24 protein-coding genes are annotated in these 16701 nt (G+C 67.7%); 20 read left to right on the top strand and 4 right to left on the bottom strand.

Features of this window, described 5'->3' with window-relative positions; all coding sequences use genetic code 11:
* Nucleotides 1-23: 23 nt before the first annotated feature.
* The 20 genes from AC1VNH_RS06400 (at nucleotide 24) to AC1VNH_RS06305 (ending at nucleotide 14774) form a co-directional block, all read left to right on the top strand.
* Nucleotides 24-215 (top strand): helix-turn-helix domain-containing protein, encoded by a 192-nt coding sequence (locus AC1VNH_RS06400; protein WP_320432866.1) that lies wholly within the window; start codon nucleotides 24-26, stop codon nucleotides 213-215.
* Nucleotides 212-577 (top strand): hypothetical protein, encoded by a 366-nt coding sequence (locus AC1VNH_RS06395; protein ID WP_483110404.1) that lies wholly within the window; start codon nucleotides 212-214, stop codon nucleotides 575-577. The genes AC1VNH_RS06400 and AC1VNH_RS06395 overlap by 4 nt, the downstream gene beginning before the upstream one ends.
* Nucleotides 574-849, top strand: a complete 276-nt coding sequence (locus AC1VNH_RS06390; RefSeq protein WP_483110403.1) for a hypothetical protein — start codon at nucleotides 574-576, stop codon at nucleotides 847-849. The genes AC1VNH_RS06395 and AC1VNH_RS06390 overlap by 4 nt, the downstream gene beginning before the upstream one ends.
* A 95-nt stretch (nucleotides 850-944) precedes the next feature.
* On the top strand, nucleotides 945-2273 hold the full coding sequence (locus AC1VNH_RS06385) for a DNA primase family protein (RefSeq protein ID WP_483110402.1): 1329 nt from the start codon (nucleotides 945-947) through the stop codon (nucleotides 2271-2273).
* Between the two features lie 235 nt (nucleotides 2274-2508).
* The gene (locus AC1VNH_RS06380) at nucleotides 2509-2895 is read left to right on the top strand and encodes a hypothetical protein (RefSeq protein WP_483110401.1); all 387 of its coding nucleotides are present in this window, start codon (nucleotides 2509-2511) and stop codon (nucleotides 2893-2895) included.
* A complete protein-coding gene (locus tag AC1VNH_RS06375; RefSeq protein ID WP_483110400.1) occupies nucleotides 2892-3185 on the top strand; it encodes a hypothetical protein in 294 nt (97 codons plus the stop codon). The genes AC1VNH_RS06380 and AC1VNH_RS06375 overlap by 4 nt, the downstream gene beginning before the upstream one ends.
* A gap of 96 nt (nucleotides 3186-3281) precedes the next feature.
* On the top strand, nucleotides 3282-4895 hold the full coding sequence (locus tag AC1VNH_RS06370) for a hypothetical protein (RefSeq protein ID WP_320432860.1): 1614 nt from the start codon (nucleotides 3282-3284) through the stop codon (nucleotides 4893-4895).
* Nucleotides 4892-5116, top strand: coding sequence for a hypothetical protein (locus AC1VNH_RS06365; protein ID WP_320432859.1), 225 nt, complete (start codon nucleotides 4892-4894; stop codon nucleotides 5114-5116). The genes AC1VNH_RS06370 and AC1VNH_RS06365 overlap by 4 nt, the downstream gene beginning before the upstream one ends.
* A 37-nt stretch (nucleotides 5117-5153) precedes the next feature.
* Nucleotides 5154-6221 carry a hypothetical protein gene (locus tag AC1VNH_RS06360; protein ID WP_483110399.1) on the top strand — a complete coding sequence of 356 codons (1068 nt, stop codon included), beginning with the start codon at nucleotides 5154-5156 and terminating at the stop codon, nucleotides 6219-6221.
* 5 nt (nucleotides 6222-6226) lie between these two features.
* Nucleotides 6227-8104 (top strand): hypothetical protein, encoded by a 1878-nt coding sequence (locus tag AC1VNH_RS06355; protein ID WP_483110398.1) that lies wholly within the window; start codon nucleotides 6227-6229, stop codon nucleotides 8102-8104.
* Between the two features lie 50 nt (nucleotides 8105-8154).
* Nucleotides 8155-8499 (top strand): hypothetical protein, encoded by a 345-nt coding sequence (locus AC1VNH_RS06350; RefSeq protein ID WP_483110397.1) that lies wholly within the window; start codon nucleotides 8155-8157, stop codon nucleotides 8497-8499.
* Nucleotides 8489-8869, top strand: coding sequence for a hypothetical protein (locus AC1VNH_RS06345; protein ID WP_483110396.1), 381 nt, complete (start codon nucleotides 8489-8491; stop codon nucleotides 8867-8869). Before AC1VNH_RS06350 ends, AC1VNH_RS06345 begins: the two co-directional genes overlap by 11 nt.
* A 5-nt stretch (nucleotides 8870-8874) precedes the next feature.
* On the top strand, nucleotides 8875-9270 hold the full coding sequence (locus tag AC1VNH_RS06340; RefSeq protein ID WP_483110395.1) for a hypothetical protein: 396 nt from the start codon (nucleotides 8875-8877) through the stop codon (nucleotides 9268-9270).
* A 5-nt stretch (nucleotides 9271-9275) separates the two neighbouring features.
* A complete protein-coding gene (locus AC1VNH_RS06335; RefSeq protein WP_483110394.1) occupies nucleotides 9276-9761 on the top strand; it encodes a hypothetical protein in 486 nt (161 codons plus the stop codon).
* 1 nt (nucleotide 9762) lies between these two features.
* Nucleotides 9763-10956, top strand: a complete 1194-nt coding sequence (locus AC1VNH_RS06330) for a hypothetical protein (protein ID WP_483110393.1) — start codon at nucleotides 9763-9765, stop codon at nucleotides 10954-10956.
* A gap of 74 nt (nucleotides 10957-11030) precedes the next feature.
* On the top strand, nucleotides 11031-11306 hold the full coding sequence (locus AC1VNH_RS06325; RefSeq protein WP_483110392.1) for a hypothetical protein: 276 nt from the start codon (nucleotides 11031-11033) through the stop codon (nucleotides 11304-11306).
* Nucleotides 11303-13000: a hypothetical protein gene (locus AC1VNH_RS06320; RefSeq protein ID WP_483110390.1), complete on the top strand. Its 1698-nt coding sequence runs from the start codon at nucleotides 11303-11305 to the stop codon at nucleotides 12998-13000. Before AC1VNH_RS06325 ends, AC1VNH_RS06320 begins: the two co-directional genes overlap by 4 nt.
* Before the next feature lies 1 nt (nucleotide 13001).
* Nucleotides 13002-13823 carry a tail fiber domain-containing protein gene (locus AC1VNH_RS06315; RefSeq protein ID WP_483110388.1) on the top strand — a complete coding sequence of 274 codons (822 nt, stop codon included), beginning with the start codon at nucleotides 13002-13004 and terminating at the stop codon, nucleotides 13821-13823.
* Nucleotides 13810-14382 (top strand): hypothetical protein, encoded by a 573-nt coding sequence (locus AC1VNH_RS06310; protein WP_483110386.1) that lies wholly within the window; start codon nucleotides 13810-13812, stop codon nucleotides 14380-14382. Before AC1VNH_RS06315 ends, AC1VNH_RS06310 begins: the two co-directional genes overlap by 14 nt.
* A gap of 44 nt (nucleotides 14383-14426) precedes the next feature.
* On the top strand, nucleotides 14427-14774 hold the full coding sequence (locus tag AC1VNH_RS06305) for a hypothetical protein (RefSeq protein ID WP_483110385.1): 348 nt from the start codon (nucleotides 14427-14429) through the stop codon (nucleotides 14772-14774).
* Here the strand turns inward: AC1VNH_RS06305 and AC1VNH_RS06300 are convergent.
* The 4 genes from AC1VNH_RS06300 to AC1VNH_RS06285 form a co-directional block, all read right to left on the bottom strand.
* Entirely contained in the window at nucleotides 14771-14947 is a 177-nt protein-coding gene (locus AC1VNH_RS06300; protein ID WP_483110383.1) for a hypothetical protein, read from the bottom strand. The two genes, AC1VNH_RS06305 and AC1VNH_RS06300, sit on opposite strands and share 4 nt — an antisense overlap.
* Before the next feature lie 14 nt (nucleotides 14948-14961).
* Complete coding sequence (locus tag AC1VNH_RS06295) at nucleotides 14962-15831, bottom strand: tyrosine-type recombinase/integrase (protein WP_483110382.1); 870 nt, start codon at nucleotides 15829-15831, stop codon at nucleotides 14962-14964.
* Between the two features lie 70 nt (nucleotides 15832-15901).
* Nucleotides 15902-16150 carry a hypothetical protein gene (locus AC1VNH_RS06290; protein WP_483110381.1) on the bottom strand — a complete coding sequence of 83 codons (249 nt, stop codon included), beginning with the start codon at nucleotides 16148-16150 and terminating at the stop codon, nucleotides 15902-15904.
* Between the two features lie 170 nt (nucleotides 16151-16320).
* Complete coding sequence (locus AC1VNH_RS06285; RefSeq protein ID WP_483110380.1) at nucleotides 16321-16662, bottom strand: hypothetical protein; 342 nt, start codon at nucleotides 16660-16662, stop codon at nucleotides 16321-16323.
* Nucleotides 16663-16701: the final 39 nt, after the last annotated feature.

Below are 16701 nucleotides of genomic sequence, written 5' to 3'. Positions count from 1 at the left end.
ACCTATGCGTACCGTCAAGCCTCATGGAGAGTACGGATACTTACCTCGCGATCGGCGAAGTCGCTGCCGCGTTCGGTGTCACCGTCCCCACTGTGCGCAACTGGGAGAGCGCCGGCAAGCTCCGCGCAATCCGAACCCCTGGCAATCAGCGCAGATTCGCCGCCTCGCAGATAGAAGCTCTGCTCGCGGGTGAGCCCTGGGAGCCGGCGCAGTGATGCCGCCGTGGGCGCTCGCGACGCCGATCGGCCTCGAGAGGTTCCGCGAGGCGTCGTCGATCGGGTTCTCGGCCGCGTGGGACTTCCTGTCGCCGAAGCTCGCACGGGCGCAAGCGGATGCCGACTGGTGGTTCTACGTCGCGAACAACCCCGAGCAGGCACGCGCTGAGCACCAGGCGCAGATCGCCGGCATCCTCGCGCAGATGGACGACGCGCGCGCTCAAGCGCGCAGCGACGTCGAGCGTCGAGTGCTCGACCGCCTCGAGCGGACCGACCCGATGGAGTATCGCCGGCTGGCGTGGCTCCGACTGACCGATCGGGCCGCGTTCCGCGCGGTCCTCAACACCCACCTGGGGGCATGATGACTGATCCCGAGATCCGCGCGGCCGTCTACCGCGAGCTGACCGGCGCGCTCGACACGCTCAACCGCGTTCCCGAGCAGCTCCGACAAGGCGACGTCGCGGCGGCGAACCTGCTGTTGGACGACGTGCGCGCCTACCTCGGCGCGATCGCGCTGCTGTGCTCAGACGAGCCCGACGCGGCCGGCTATGCCGAGCTGCTCAAGCGCACGCTGACCGGCCCGACCGCCGCGGCCGAGGCTGCGTTCATCGAGAGGCACGGCGATGCGTCCTGACCTGAATCCCGACTACATCGACCCCGCGATCGGTATCCCGTTCGCGCTGGCGTTGTTCGCCTACTGGGGGTATCTGATCCTCCGCGATCGTCGACGTGGCTAAGGGCAAGCCGAAGCCGCCGAAGCTCTCGCAGTTCCTCGACGGCGGCGATCCTCCGCGCCTCGACGCGACCCTGCTCGCCGACTACGTTGCGCACGAGCCCACGCAGCTCGGCCGCGGCGCTGACGGCGAGATGTACGAGTACCGCGACGGGATCTTCGTACGCGACAGCGACGTGATTACCAGGCGCACGGCTTTCGCCCTCGGCAAGCGCTGGTCCTCGAGCGTCAATGGCCAGGTCACGGCCCACATGCTCAACGTCGACATGCCGGTGGTCGGTCTGCCTGATCTCCCGCACGGCTACCTCGATTACATCGTGCTCGAGAACGGGATCTACTGGTGGGCGGTCGACCAGCTCGACGCGCACTCGGCCGCGCTCGGCGCTACCACCAAGCTCCCGATCGTCTATGACCCGATCGCGATCCCGCACGCCTTCAATGAGTGGCTGCACCAGGTGCTCGGCGACGACCTCGAGATGCATCGGCACGTGTGGGAGCTGCTCGGCTACCTGCTCATGACGGGCAACCCGTTGCAGAAGATCTTCCTGCTGTTCGGTGAGGGCGGTAACGGCAAGGGCACGCTGCTGCGCCTGATCCGCACCATGCTCGGCCGAGAGAATTACTCGAGCATGAGCATGCACCAGCTCGTCGACGACCGATTCGCGACGTCGGGCCTGTACGGCAAGGTCGCGAATATCTCGGGAGATCTCTCGAGCAAGTTCCTGTCCGACCCGCAGATCCTCAAGGAGATCACGGGTGGCGACTCGATCGCCGCATCCCGCAAGTTCGGCCACTCGTTCGAGTTCGTGCCCTACGCGGTCCCGATCTTCGCGAGCAACGAGTACTTCCGCACCTCCGACAACTCGATCGGCTGGCGCCGGCGGTGGGAGGTCATCGAGTTCACGCGTCGCGTCGACACGCTCGGCGGGTTCGATGAGCGCCTGCTGTTCGATGACATTCCGGGGATCTTCAACCTCGCGATGGACGGCCTGCGCCGCCTCATGACGCGCGGCAAGTTCGCGCCGCCCGGTGAGGCCGTCGAGGCCACGAACCGCCTGCACGACGCCGCCGACCCGTTCATGCTGTGGCTCGACGACGACGAGGGCGTGTTCCGCGACGACCCGCAGGCCATGGCCGCGTGTGCAGACGTCTACCGCAAGTACGCCAACTGGTGCCGCCGCAACGGCTACAGCGCGCTCGCATCCGGCCCGTTCGGGCAGCGCCTCAAGCAGATCGGCGTCACCCGCACCCGCACCCGTCACGGCGCCTCCCGCACCTGGTGCTACGTCGGCATCGACGTGCAGCTCGGCCTCAGCGATGCATGAGGTCCAGGTGGTCCAGGCGGCGCCGCTCGAGGCGGCGATCGCGTGCCCCGCACCCCCGCACCCCCGGAAGAACGACCCTCCGGGGCGGTCCCTGGCGGGGTGGTCCAGGCATAGGTCCAGGCAAGGTCCACCCTGTGGTCCAGCCTCGATCCCAGTCGAGAGAAGGGAAGGTCCAGGAGGTCCACCCACTCTCTCAACCTTTACGCACAAGAGAGAGAAGAGAAAGAGAGTAGCAATGAGCCTGGACCACCTGGACCAACCCATGAAGCTCAGGGACTTGGACAACCGCGACGAGGACGGCTCGCCGTTCGTGGTCATCGGTGACCTGGTGACCATAGTGACCTACCTCGACGGACCGGTGCGCGGCGACCTGACCGACCCGAATGTCGGCGGCGACGACCTCGACTCTGCGATCAACCGTCTCGCAGACCACGACCTCGACGGAGCCAACGCGATCCTCAACGGACGGTTCTGCGTCTATGTCGAGGCACTGGATCGGTATGAAGACTTCTGCCCGACGTGCGACGCGCCTAACCCGACCCACACGCCCGAGTGCGCGGTCGTGCACAGCACCATCACGGGTGAGCTGCTGGACAGTTCGACCGATTCGGTCGCGTCGTGACGGCGAAGCACTCCGACTCCGAGTACCGGCGTAACGCTCGGCTGGTCCGCCAACAGGTGCAGCTCGCGCACCGCCGCGGCGAGGACGTCGCGTGCGGTCGCTGCCCTCGTCCGATCGAACCGGGCGAGCGCTTCGACGTCGGCCACGTCGACGAGCACGGCGGGCATGGCATCGACAACCTGCGGGCCGAGCACATCGGATGCAACCGCCGCCACGGTGGCCGGCTCGGCGCCGCGATCACGAACGCGGGCCGCGGCGCGCGCCGTTCCGATCGGCTGCTGCGGTGGTGATCCGCGAGGGGGAGCGGCTTCTTTTGGTGGCGCTGTCGCACCCCCGCCTTCGGCTCCAACAGCGACCCCTCCCCCTGAACCGAGAGGCCCACGGCCATGACTGACCCGACTCTGACCGACCTGCAAGACGAGGCCACGTGGCTCGAGTGGCGCGAGGGGGTGTTGGGGGATCGGCCTTTCATCCGTCTTGACCGGCTCGCGACGACCGAGCAGTCGCGGGCCGAGTTCCTCGAGGGGGCGCGGCTGCTGCGCCTGGACAAGCTCACCCGTGCCGGCGACGGCGGGCACGGTCCGACGCCGATCCAGCTCGTGATCGCGGACCTGCTCGAGGCCGCGGGGCAGGACGGCAAGCTGTTCGTGGGGATCGGGGAACCGCGCCGCACGACCAAGACGACGAGCGTGCAGTGCGTGCTCGTTGGGCGGTGCCGACTGCGCGAGGACTACCAGGTGGGCTGGACGATGCTCACGACCGGCGCGAAGGCGGGCGAGCGGTTCCGCAAGGACATCGTGAACCCGGTGGTTCGGATCTACCCCGACCCGCGTACGCGCCCGTTCCTGATCAACGTTGGCAAGGGCACCGAGCACATCGACTTCCGCAACGGCTCGTTCCTCAACGTCTACACGCCGAACGGCGCCGGGTTCCGATCTGGCGGGTTCGATGTGGCGTTCGTCGACGAAGGGGCGGAGGGCGACCCCGAGCTGGTGGCCGACATCAACTCGGCAGTGATCCCCACGATGGACACCAAGATCGGCGCGCAGTTCATCGTCGCCGGGACGGGCGGGAAGTACCGCACCGGGAACCTGCTGCACTCCACGCTCACCGACCCTGAGGCCGCAGTGGCGTGGCATGGCATCCCGGAGACGACTCCGCCCGAGCAGGTGTCGACGTGGGAGCCGACCGAGGAAAACCCCGGCGGGCGGATGCGCGAGCTGATCGAGCTCACGCACCCCGGCGTCGGCTACACGACGCCGCTCGAGTCTGTGCGGCGCTCGTTCAACAAGCAGTCGCTCGAGGAGTTCCTGCGCGAGTACGGCCTACAGTTCGGGCTCGAGGGCGCGACCGATCGCGCCGTCCCGGCCGCGTGGTGGGAGCGCGCGGGCGTGCACGATGACCTGCCCGAGCCGCCGCCGCGGTTCTGCGCGTTCCTCAAGGTCCACCACGACGGCACATACGCGTCGCTCGGCGTCGCGTTCGAGTACTCGGGCGCGACGGATCTCGTCACCGACGCGTTCGCGCTCGACGGCGAGGAGCCGCCGACGCGTCGCGCGATCGCGCTGTGGCACCACCAGGAGGGGACGCGCGGGCTCGAGCGGGAGGTGCTGCAACGCATCCGCCGCCGCCGCATCCCGCTCGTCGTCGACAACCATGGCCACACCGCGGCGATCGCCGACAAGCTCGAGAAGACGATCCCTAAGCCGAAGATCATCCGCACTCGCCCCGCCGACGTCCCGCGCGCCGCGGTCGAACTCATGCAGGCACTCGAGCAGGGCACCGTCGTGCAGTTCAACCAGCCGATCCTCACGGCGTCCGTCGATCTCGTGGTGAAGCAGGCGTTCGGCCAGTTCGGGACGTGGCGTTTCGGGGCGCCCAAGACGAAGCCCGACCACGATACGACACCGGTCGAGGCCGTGGCCGGCGCGCTGCGATTCCTCGACGATCTGCCTCGCGCTATCTCGCCGAGCGACGTCACCGATTGGGGTACCGAGTGAGCAAGAAAGACGCGCTGCTGTTCCTGGACGCGACGACGATCAGCGTCGTCGTCGGGTGCCGGGACTGCGGGCACTGGCGAGCGTTCGCGTGGTCAAAGCTCGAGGGGTGGGCAGTCGCCGCGGCGCACGAGGCGCGCGTCCACCCCGACGAACGCGCGGCGCAGAAAGCCCTTCACATGGCCCTGAAACGACACCGGGACACGCCGACTCCTCCCGAATGATTTTCGGCTGTGGACGACCCCCGAGAAGGTCGTCCACGTGGGGATCTTCGGACGCAACATAGCCAAGGCTTACGGCCCGTCGTCGGCGCCGATCGCGATCTCGTCGCCCTACTCGCCGCAGGATCAGCTCGTCACGTTCGCGATCAACGATGAGCTGGGCGGGCTGCTGAAAGACAGGGCGCTCATGACCCGCGACATCGCGCTGCGGGTGCCGGGTGTGAAGCGCGCGCACGGCGTGCACGTGACGCAGTTCGCCGAGATCCCTTTCTTCCAGATGGACAACGCCGCCCGAACCGCGGACCAGCCACGGTGGCTGACGACGAGCGACACCAGCGAGGCGCCCTACCAGCGGATGTTCGGTCTCGGTTCGGACCTGTTCTTCAACGGGTGGGGATGCCTCGGGTTCACCGCCGACATGTCGGACTGCATGCGGATCCCGTTCGGCATGTGGTCGCTCAACGATGAGGGCGTCGCCGTCGCCGACGAGCGGTTCATCCCCGCCGCGTACCGTGCCCGCGTCGTGTCGTTCCAGGCTGGCGCGGGCGAGAACGGGCTGCTCAACGACGGCGCCGACACCCTGCGCGAGGCCCGGTCGATCGAGGAGGCCTACATGGACCGCCTCGCGAATCCCGTCCCGCTGACCGTGCTCGGCATCCCCCGCGACGTCTGGGAGTCCTGGACGGTCGACGAACGCAAGTCATACCGGCAGCAGTGGATCGACGGGCGCCAATCGAAGAACGGCGCCGTCGCCACGAAGGTGTCCGAGTGGCCGGTGGAAATGCCCGGCGCCGCTCCCGTCGACCTGTACGAGACGGGCCGAAACGCGGTGCGGCTCGACATTGCGAACCACACGAGCACACCGGCCGCGCTGCTCGAGGGATCGAAGCAGGGCGGCAGCGGCACCGAGATGAACTACAACGGCGTCGAGAACGGCGCCACCCGTAGCGACCTGTGGGACTTCGGCCTCGCCAAGCGCTGGGTGCTCGCGTTCGAGGCGCGCATGTCCCTCGACGACGTGAGCCCGCCCGGCCTGTCGATCCGCGGCGATCGCTCGTTCGCAGTCGCCACCCCGACCCCACCGACCAACCCCACGAGCGAGGACTGATCCACATGGACCTGATCGAATACGAAGGTGGCGAGATCCTCGCCAGCCTCGAGGACCGCACCATCACCGGCCTGCTGCTGCCGTACAACGAGCTGGGCCAGACCAACGCCGGCCGCTTCATGGTCGAGGCCGGCACCTTCCCCGAACTGCCCGCCGATCCTGCCGTCATCGGCATTAACACCGACCACGAACGCTCGCAGCCTGTCGGTCGCGCGACGCGCGTCTGGGAGGAGCCCACCGCCGGGATCATGGCGACGTTCGCGATCGCCCGCACCCCCGAAGGGGACGCGGCTCTCGCCGACGCGATCAGCCCGACCGGAAAGCGCAAGCGTCTGTCGGCGGAGTTCCACACCGCGATCAAGGCGGGCAAGGCCGTCCCCGGCACCGGACGCCTGTGGGGTGCGGCGCTCGTCGGGATGGGCGCGTTCCCGTCCGCGATGGTGCTCGCCGCTGATCGCAGCAGCGAGTACTCGAGCGAGTTCACCGACGAGGACGGCGTGACGTGGATCCGCAAGGAGACGAGCGAGACGACCACGACCGAGACCGAGAACGGCACCGAGACCACCACCGTGACGACCGTCACGGAGGAAAGCACCCAGCAGGAAGAACAGGAAGAACCCATGGGCGACACCACAGCCACCGTCGAGGCGCAGGTGCGCCCCGCTACCCCCACCGCATCCGGCGCGCCTGCTGCGCGCACCGCCGCGGTCAACCTCACGCACCAGGTGCTCGCCGCCGTGCACGCGCTTAAGACGAACCCGCTCGACGGCGCCGCGCAGCAGGTGCTTGCCGCGATCGCCGACGTCAAGATGAGCGGCACGGGTGCGCTGCCCGGGACCGGCGTGCTGCGCGAGAACTGGCTCGGTCAGCTCTACCAGGGCATCGAGTACGTGCGGCAGTTCCTGCCGCTCGGCAACACCGGCACCGACATCAGCGCCGCCGGCAAGCGCGGGTTCCGCGTGTTCCGCGGCACCGCGGCGTCGCCGCTCGGCCCGCAGGACGGATCGTGGGCGGGCAACAAGACCGCGATCAACGGCTACCCGGGCGGTTCCGACACCATCGGTTCGCTGCTCTACCGGTTCGCGGTCGGCAACGACATCGACCGGTCGCTGTTTGACCTGCCTGGTGGCGTCGAGGTCGTCGAGGCGTTCCTGCGCCTCATCATCGAGGATCACCTGTTCTGGTCCGACCGGATCGCCCGTGAGGCATGGGTGTCGGCGGCTGGTAACCCGGTCAACCCGAACACCGCCGCGTACCCGACGAACTACCCGCCCGCGCTCGGCCAGCTCATCCAGGGCATCCTCGCCGTCAAGAAGCGCAAGGGCGACCAGCGCTCCGACGTCCCCACGTTCGCGATCGCGAACGACCGCGCGTTCGAGCAGCTCGCGTACGCCGCGGGCGGCGAGCAGAACCTGCCTGCATTCGTCAGCATCGCCATGTCGACCAACCGTGAAGGCACGGTCGACGGCACGGTCCAGATCGTCAACGGCGACACCGGCACGTCCGGCTCGCCGTCCGTGATCGTCGGCACCGGCAACGCGATCGACTTCGACGAGCTCGCGGGCGGGCCGCTCGTCATCGACGCGGTCGACCTCGCCAAGGGTGGCATCGACAAGGCCGCGCACGGATACCTCCAGGTGTTCTCCAAGCGCCCCGAAGCCGTCGTGCACGTCGGCGCGAAGGATGCCTGGACCGCGACAACCCCCGAGCCCGTCGGCTCGATCGTGTCGCTCGGCGTGGGTGTGGTGCAGGCGATCCTCCCGACCACGCAGATCGCGGGTGCCGCGTTCGTCGGTACCACGGGCTCCGCGGCCCCGACTCTGCCCAGCGCTGTCGGCGGCACCGTCACGGACGGCACCGTCAACTGGCGACGCATCGCCTGACCCCCGCCCCTCACGGCATCGAACAAAGGAACCGAACGGGAGCGTAGACGATGATCACCACGTGGTACATCGCCGCCGAAAGCGGCGACGAGTACGACCGCCTGCTGAACGCATGGGAGGACGCGCCGTTCGAGCAGCTCGAGCTGCTCGACATGCTGCTCGAGGTCGCCAAGGAACAGGTCATCGCCTACGCTCCCGCCCTCGCCGAGGGAGAGCCTCTCCCCGCTCGCTACGTGCTCGGGCAGCTCGAGCAGGCCAAGAACCTGTGGGCTGCCGGAACCGTGTCCAGCGACGGCAACATCGGCGACGGCGGATACTCGTTCACCCCCCGACCAATGGACAAGACCGTGCGCGGCATCATCCGCCCGCGGGACGGGAGACCCAGTGTCCTCTAGCCGCGATCGCCTCTCCGGGATCATCACGCCCCTGCTGCCCGAGGCGTGGCGAAAGGTCGAGAAGTTCACGGTCAAGAACCTCGGCACGCTCGCTGGGCCGCGCGTGTTCATCGACTACACCTCGATCAGCCACGAGGGCATGCCCGAGGGGCAGCTCGTCGACGGATTCGAGGTCGCGCTGATCTCGCATCTCAAGGACTACGCGAAGGCCGAGGATGCCCTCGACGAGGCCGTGCGGGCGTTCGTCCGCAACCTCGACGTCTCCAACGACGTCGCGTGGTCGACCGCGACGAAGCGCGCGTTCGGCGACGCCGAATATCTGGGCTGGACGGTCATCGTCCAGCTACTCACCCCGAGCACTGAGGAGTAATCACCATGGCCGAAATCGCGAACGCCGCGTTCTTCCCCAAGGGGACGATCATGATTGGCACAGACGGCTACAAGGCCGCGATCGAATCCGCGGTACTCACCCCCACCACGGCCACGACCGTCATCCGCGACGTCGGCGGCGGCATCACGGCTGTTGCCGACGATCCGGTGTGGAGTCTTGCCCTGGGCGTGGTGCAGGATCTCAAGACCACCGGCTCGCTCTCGCAGTTCTTGATCGCCAACGCGGGTACCAAGAAGCCGATCGTGTACACCCCGGCGGCGGGCGGCAAGGGCTTCACCATCACCGCACTGATCCTCGCCGCTGCGGTCGGCGGCGCCGGCGGCCAGGTCGCGAAGTCCACGATCACGCTGCCCTGCGACGGCCAGCCCGTCATCGCCTGACGCCCGTGCGGATCTCGCTGCTGATCGACTCCCCGCTGAGCGTGCTCATGCACGCGATGCGGGGGCTCGACAGCGCCGTGCGTCGCGAGATCGCCAGTCGCACGAAGGGCGTTGCAGAGCCGGTGTGGCTCGAGGAGCTGCGAGGCCGCGCGGCCACACGTCGACAGTCGCGCCTCGCGGACTCGGGTCGCGTCGGCGTGACGCAGCAGAACGTGTTCCTGCGGGCAGGCCTGGTCGGCAAGCTCTCGAGCGGCACTCCGGTATCGGCGATCGCGAAGGCCACCGAGTTCGGTGTGAACGCCGAGAAGCTCATCGACACCCGCTCCCGCAAGGGCAACCGCTACAAGCGCCGCATCGGCCCGACGTTCGGCCCGACCCGCCGTTCGGGGTATGTCGCCTATCCCGCCGCGCGATCCGTCATCCGTCGCATCGCGTCGCTTTGGGTGCAGACCGCGCGCCGCACCATCCACGAAGAGATAGAGAGGATCTGACGTGGCGCGTAACCCCGTCGAGATCGCGATCGCATCCGAGACAGGCGCATTCCGCAAGGGCATGCAATCCGGCGTGATCGAACCGCTCGAGGACGCGATCAAGAAACTCCGCGACCTCGGCGACGCTGACGGCGCCGAGCAACTCGAGCGCGCGCTCAAAGACGCGCAGCGCCAGACCGAGAAGTTTCAGACCAGCATCGAGCGCACCTCTCGCACCATCGAGCAAGAGTTCCGCGACAGCTACCGCAGAGCAAAGAAATCGAGCGACGACGCCACCGACGCCATGCGCAAGGGCATGGACGAGGTTGGCGACGAAGCCGCATCCACTGCGAAAGAATCGGCGGCATCGTTCGATGGATCAGCCGACTCGATCGTTGATGCTTTTCAGGAGATCGCAGCGAATGCGTTCGCCGGATTCGGCCCCGCGGGCATGCTCGCGGGGCTCGCAGCGGCGGCGGGTATCGGTCTCGCGGTCGCCGGGTTTGAGCAGGTAGGTGAGGCCGAAGAGGAGTCGCGGTCGCGGGCGGCGGCGTGGGCCTCGGCCTTCGTCGAGGCGGGGCAGGACATCGTTTCCTCGGCGTACATCGTCGGCGAGGTGCAGTCGATCATCACTGACCCTGAAAAGTACAAGCGCGCCGAGGAAAACCAACGCAACTGGGGCGTCTCGATGTCGACCGTGATGCTCGCGATGGCCGGCGACGCCGTTGCGCTAGAGCTCGCGCAGGACGGCGTGAATCGGAAGATGGATGACTATGCCGCTCAGGAGAGCAAGGTGAGCGAGGCGGCACTGAATCTGCGCAACCAGTGGGAGGCCGGCAAGCAGTCCCTCGCCACCCTGAACGGCGAAATGGAGACCGGGCGTCAACAGTTCCGGTACCAATCCGATGCTCTGCTCGATCTGATCGGACGCAGCGACGATGCCGCCGTGTCGATCGACGAGGTGGGTAACAAGGTCGTCGAGTTGCCAGGCGGTGCCGAGATCTTCATCGACGCCAAGACGGGGCAGGCCACGCAGGATCTGAGTCGATTCAAGGGCGACTTCGACGGTGCTGTCGATCACATGAACGGGCGCGAGGCCGTGCTGCGTGTGCGCGTCGATACCTCGAGCTGGGACAACTGGAAACCCGGCGATAAGGTCGGCGGCGTCAAGACGGCGATCCGCCCCGGCAGTGGCGGGGGTACCGCATGGTTCTGATCACGAGCGCGTCAGGCTCGAGCATGCCGCACGCGCTTCAGCGCTACGACTCGTCTCGGGCGTCCGGGAATATCGTGCACAAGATCCTCGGCCGCGAGGATCCCGACGTGACCATGCGGCCGGCGCAGCTCCGACGCGGCACGCTCGAGCTGGTCTATCTCGACGGGGCCTCCGCCATCGCGGCGGAGGAACTGCACTCGCAAGGCGAGATCCTTGTGCTTGCCCACGACGTCGACGGGATCTCAATGAGCTACGTCGTCGACGAGGACAGCGAGATTCGTCGCCGCCAGGACGAAACGGCCCGCTCGGTGTGGATCGTGACGGTTCCTTTCCAGCAGGTGTCGGCATGACGATCTCGGCTCACGTCTACGCGGTGACGCTGCAGCCGGGAACGCTGCTCGGTTTCAAGGGCGGGCAGATCGTGCTTGACGTGTCGACGGCACCGCATGTCCAGGGCGAGGTGCGTGTGTCGGTGCCGTCGTTGTCGGTGCTCGCGGCGCTGGACCCGCGCTTGTCGCCCGCGCCGCGCGTGACGGTGCAGGCGACGGTGACAACGCCCTGGGGTGTGGTGTCGCGGACGTTCGACCTCACGCTCCGGGATCGTGCGGTGCGTCACGTGGCGGGCGAAGTGGTGCTGTCGCTATCGAGCGATGAGGGACTGTTGGAGGACTACGCGCCTCTCGCTGACGACCTGGCCCCCTACGCTCTCGCGTCGTCGCTTCGCGCCGTGGTGAACTACGCCCTGGGTAAGGCGATCCCCGGCGCGGCGTTGGAGGCGAGCCCCGCCGCCGATGCGGACGTGACGCCGTATGCCGATTCGGTGAACCTGATCACCGACCCGTCGAACCAGGGCGACGGATCGATCTTCACCGCCCAGAACGCGGTCCTCGACAAGAACGACACGTCGTGGGCGGCGCACGGCACCCGCAGCATCAACGTCTACAACCCGTCCTCGACGGACTCGAGTATCCGTGTGGGGCCGCAGGCGGCGGGAACGCTCGCGTTCGGTGTGCAGCCGGGGCGTAGCTACGTGTTCTCGGCGACGGGCCGCGTCAAGCAGGCGCTCTCGGGTGCGACCGATGCGCACGCACGGGAGTTGACGGTATCGAACGCGGGCGGCGTGTTCGCGAACTCCGCGAAGCTGCCCACGACGGTCGGTGTCGCAACGCGCGTGTTCGTGCGGTTCACGGTTCCCGAGGGCGAGAGCACGGTCTACTTCCGTTCCTGGCACGGCCACGCCGTCGGTCAGATCCAGTGGGATGCGTGGCGGCTGTCTGAGGACACGGGCGACCCCGCCGACGCGGCCTTCTACGACGGCTCCATCCCCGCGACGACCGGCTACAGCTACGCGTGGACGGGTGCCGCGAACGCGAGCACGAGCAAGCGCACCGCGCTCGTAGAGCGGTCGATCGACCTCATGCGGTGGAAGGCGGGAACTGACGCGCTCGCGTTCCTCGCGCCGATCGTGCAGGCCGCGGGACGACGGCTCGTGTGTGACGAGCAGCGGCGCTGGACGCTGCGCGATGAGGACTACGAAGCATCCGGCGCGCTGTCGATCATGCACGCGATCAACCTCATCGACGCCGCGGACACCATGACCCGCGAGAGCGACCTGTGGTTCGACGCGTGCATCGTCGTCTACACCTGGACGGCGCAAGACGGCTCCACGCAGACCGCGGCCGACAGCTACGCCCTGACGGCCACCCCGACGCGCGTGGTGCGGTTCGAGCGGGCCGCGCCCTACCCCGGCCCCGGATTCGCTCAGTACGCCGTCAGGCGGGCGCAGGGCCGCGGACGCGAGGTGTCGGCCACGACCGTCGCGGACTGGAACGCGCGCGCTGAGCAGCCGATCCAGATCGTGCTGGACGGCGCGCCGACGCAGATCGGCAGGACCAGTCGCGTCGTGTTCGACCTCGACCGCGACGAAATGACCGTCACGACCCGCACGACCGACACCCCGCCCTCAGCGTGGGCGCTCATCCCGACCGGACAACGCTGGATCGACTCGCCCGCGGGCGCGTCCTGGACCTCGGAGGCAATCTGACATGGCAAACGGAGACGACGCCGTAGCGGCAGGCATGGACAAGGTGCTCAGCACCTCCGACCGCCGACTCGGCTACGACGAGATCAACAAGACCCGCGACTACATCGCCCAACGCACCAACGCCGTTACCCCCGTCGCAAAGGGCGGCACCGGGGCGAACAATGCCGGTGCCGCGCGCACGAACCTCGACGTGCCCAAAGTGAGCGATGTGCTCGCGTGGCTGCTGAACAAGGTGAACAACCCCAACGGCGGCACCAACGCGGTCGCGATCTACTGGGAGAGCGGGCGGCTACGCATGGCCGTGGACGGCGTCTATCAGGGCGCGATCGCCAACACCGACGACCTCGCGAGTGCGGGCGCGGACAAGGTGAGCAAGGCGGGCGACACCATGACCGGCCCGCTCGTGCTCCAAAGCGCCGCCGCCGTCACCAGCGGATACGTCGCCCTCTACCGCAACGGGGACGGTCGGCTCGGCGTGAGCCCGTCCGCGGCCCGGTTCAAGAAGAACATCCGCGATCACGGCTACACGCTCGATGACCTTCTCCGCATCCGCGTCGTGGACTACCAGCTCCGCGCGGCGATGTTCGCCGACGACGACCCGCGCCGCGCCGACCCGCCTACCGAGGTCGGAGTGATCGCCGAAGACCTCATCGACGCGGGCCTGCCCGAGTTCGTCGTGTTCGACACCGACAACCAGCCTCTCAGCGTCCACTACGAGCGCCTCGCGCTCGTCGCGATCGGAGCGCTGCAAGACCTCGCCCACCAACTTGACGGACTCGCCGCCCGTATCGACCGACTGGAGGCCCGCGATGCAGATCACTGACATCGGCCACGGGCAATGGCTCGACGCGCCCGCAGCCGCCGCGCTCGGACGCGCACGGCGACAACTCGGCTGGGAGTTCATCCCGAGCAGCGCAGGACGGTACGGGTGGGAACAGCAGGACCTCATCGACAGGTTCCTCGCGGGTGACCCGAACATCTTCCGCCCCGCCGCCGTCGGCACCAGCCCCCACGAAGCGGGCAACGCGATCGACTACGGCGCCTGGTGGCGCGTCGAAGCGGTGCTCAACGAGCACGGCTTCTACAGGCCCCTGCCGAAGACCGACCCCGTCCACTTCGTTTACTACCCCAAACGCGACACGCACGCCAACGACCCCGAACCCACGACCGAGAAGGAGAACGAAATGAAGTACGTCCAGGTGAAGGACGACCGCGGCAACTTCGCCATGGTCGGCCCCGATGGCGTCGGTCGCATCCTCAACGGCGCCGCACTCCGCGGCGCGCAGAAGATCGCCAAAGCCGCCAACGGCGGCGATCTGCCCGAGGTCGAACTCTCCGGCGAAGAGTGGGACGCCGCCTCGCTCAGCGCGTTCCAGAAATGACCACCACCACACGCCGCGCACTCCGCGCCGCACGAGAGGAACCCATGTCCAACAACAACGACAGCTCCGGTCTGTCCAAGAACCTCGCCTTCGCGGCCGTCGCGATCATCGTCGTGCTCGGCGTCATCGGCGTGGTGCTGCTGCACCTGTTCCGGCCCGACGCATCGGCGACGTTCATCCAGACGATCGCCACCTTCGCCGGCATCCTCACGACCACGATCACGTTGCTCTACGGCCTCGGCAAGGTGCAGGAACGCGTCGAGGTCGTGCAGAAGCAGACGAACGGAACGCTCTCCGAGCTGCGTGCGCAACTCGCAGAGAAGGACGCCGAGATCGCGCAGCACCAGGCCGAAAAGGTCGAGCTCGCGCGCCAGGTGCCGCCCGCGATTTAGTCGGTCGCGGCCGGCGGCTTCGGGCGGCCGGCCGCGACCTTGGCCTGGAACAGGCGGTCCTCGTGCAGCGCGTTCTTGATCGCGGACTTGATGACGAAGTAGAGGAGCGTCAACCCAACGATGCTGGCGATGATCCATCCGATGATCGTGAATACGATCGCGTCCGTTTCCATGTCGCTGAGCTTACTCAGGCGGCGAGCTTGCGCCGTCCGCTCGAGCGCGGCACGTCGATGCTCGGTAGCTTCGCCGCGGCCGCCGCGAGTTGCTCCTCGTCGACGAGCGTGTAGATCTGCGTCGACTGGATCGTGGCGTGCCCGAGCAGCTCCTGCACCGAGCGGATATCGGCGCCGTTGCGCAGCAGCTGCGTCGCGTAGGAGTGCCGCAGCGAGTGGCCGGTGAGTCGATCGCCGCGGATGCCGGCGCGATCGCGCGCCTGGCGCAGTAGATCGGATACCGACCGCCAGTGGACGTACGGAGCCGGGTTCGTGCCTCGAGCGGGGAACCAATAGCCGGCGCGCGGCATCCGGTCCAGCTCGGGCACGAGCAGCTCCGGGATCGGCACGTGACGCACGACGTCCCCTTTGCCGTCGACGCGGATCGTCATGGTGTCGCGGTCGACGTCGCGGCCGTGCATCTTCGCGATCTCGTGCGCACGCATGCCGGCGCCGTAGCCGAGCAGGATCATCACGCGCGTCCGGCGGTACGCGCCGGTCGACAGCATCCGTTCGATCTGCTCGAGCGTGAACGGCCGCGGCCGGCGCCGCGGGACCTTAACCTTCGGTAGTCGCAAGGAAGGGTCGTCGGTTCGGTGGCCGCGCTCGAGCATCCAGCCGAAGAACGCCCGGAAATCGGATCGCTCTCGCTGCATCGACGACGCTGCGACGCCGCGTGCGACGTACTCGAGCAGGGCCTGGTCTGTCACCTCGAGCGGCGATATGGTGCCCGTGGCGCGCTCGAGGCGCCGCAGCAGTTGCACCCGGTTATCGATCGTCCGCTCGGATCTCCGAGCGCCCCGCATCTCGATCGTGAACAGCGCGATCGCCGTCGTCCAGTTCATCGTGACCCCCTCACTCTCACGACGCTATGAACGACAGCGCGCGCGGATCGTCGACCGACCCGCCAGAGAATCACTCGCGAGTCTCGTGCGTGTCGTTCACGGCCGCTGTGGTGACGGCGAGCCAGAGGAGGATCGATCGCAGGTCGCTCACGCTGACGTCGCGGCCTCTCTCGAACTCCCGCAGCTTGTATGCGGAGACGCCGATCATCTGCTGCGAGGCAGACGTGATACTGAGGCCCGCAGCCGTGCGGGCAGCCCTGACCGTGGCGGGCGTGTCGGCAATCACATCGAGCAGCAAGACCCAGAAGTGGGCGCTCATGCCACGAGTCCGAGTGCGCTCAGGTGTCGTGAACCGGCGCCCCGATAATCCGCGGGTCGTGGGTTCGAGCCCCACGGGGCCCACCACATCCGCACTATTCGAACAAACGACCTGAAGATAAACGTCGCTTGCCGTTTCATCGAGAGCGTCAGCCGATTGGCTGGTGCTCTTCAGTGGGTCCGCCTTGTATTCCGCTGCGGCCTTCTCGAGTCGCGCGACGGGCTCGTGTAGTTCTCCGTGGCCACGACTCCGCGTTCTTCATCGTCGATGTGGAGCGATGGCCACATGGCATCCACGATCATGCGCTTCACTCGCTCACCAGCGACGAGATAGCAGGCGTGAGGGTTGGACAGCAGATCGAGATAGGCCAAGGCGACGTCGACTCGCTGGCTTGCTTCCTCGTCTGAACGCTGAAGCCTGTCGACCACGGCTCGACGCTCGACCGTGATGGCGCGAAGGCGCTCCTGGACGGCGTTCGCGGCGAGTTCTCCATCGGCGGCGACATCGATCAAGTTCGCCTCCTAACCTCGACTTTGCGCAGCCTCGTTGTC

The organism is Microbacterium sp. KU4F (assembly GCF_056868075.1).
Note: the sequence above shows the minus strand (reverse complement) of the source record. Positions and strands in the feature narration are given on the sequence as shown.

Bases quoted from the DNA above. Each gene is read 5' to 3' on its own strand.
- AC1VNH_RS06400 (WP_320432866.1), top strand. From the start codon at position 24: ATGGAGAGTACGGATACTTACCTCGCGATCGGCGAAGTCGCTGCCGCG.
- AC1VNH_RS06390 (WP_483110403.1), top strand. From the start codon at position 574: ATGATGACTGATCCCGAGATCCGCGCGGCCGTCTACCGCGAGCTGACC.
- AC1VNH_RS06380 (WP_483110401.1), top strand. From the start codon at position 2,509: ATGAGCCTGGACCACCTGGACCAACCCATGAAGCTCAGGGACTTGGAC.
- AC1VNH_RS06370 (WP_320432860.1), top strand. From the start codon at position 3,282: ATGACTGACCCGACTCTGACCGACCTGCAAGACGAGGCCACGTGGCTC.
- AC1VNH_RS06355 (WP_483110398.1), top strand. From the start codon at position 6,227: ATGGACCTGATCGAATACGAAGGTGGCGAGATCCTCGCCAGCCTCGAG.
- AC1VNH_RS06350 (WP_483110397.1), top strand. From the start codon at position 8,155: ATGATCACCACGTGGTACATCGCCGCCGAAAGCGGCGACGAGTACGAC.
- AC1VNH_RS06340 (WP_483110395.1), top strand. From the start codon at position 8,875: ATGGCCGAAATCGCGAACGCCGCGTTCTTCCCCAAGGGGACGATCATG.
- AC1VNH_RS06320 (WP_483110390.1), top strand. From the start codon at position 11,303: ATGACGATCTCGGCTCACGTCTACGCGGTGACGCTGCAGCCGGGAACG.
- AC1VNH_RS06315 (WP_483110388.1), top strand. From the start codon at position 13,002: ATGGCAAACGGAGACGACGCCGTAGCGGCAGGCATGGACAAGGTGCTC.
- AC1VNH_RS06310 (WP_483110386.1), top strand. From the start codon at position 13,810: ATGCAGATCACTGACATCGGCCACGGGCAATGGCTCGACGCGCCCGCA.
- AC1VNH_RS06305 (WP_483110385.1), top strand. From the start codon at position 14,427: ATGTCCAACAACAACGACAGCTCCGGTCTGTCCAAGAACCTCGCCTTC.
- AC1VNH_RS06300 (WP_483110383.1), bottom strand. From the start codon at position 14,947: ATGGAAACGGACGCGATCGTATTCACGATCATCGGATGGATCATCGCC.
- AC1VNH_RS06295 (WP_483110382.1), bottom strand. From the start codon at position 15,831: ATGAACTGGACGACGGCGATCGCGCTGTTCACGATCGAGATGCGGGGC.
- AC1VNH_RS06290 (WP_483110381.1), bottom strand. From the start codon at position 16,150: ATGAGCGCCCACTTCTGGGTCTTGCTGCTCGATGTGATTGCCGACACG.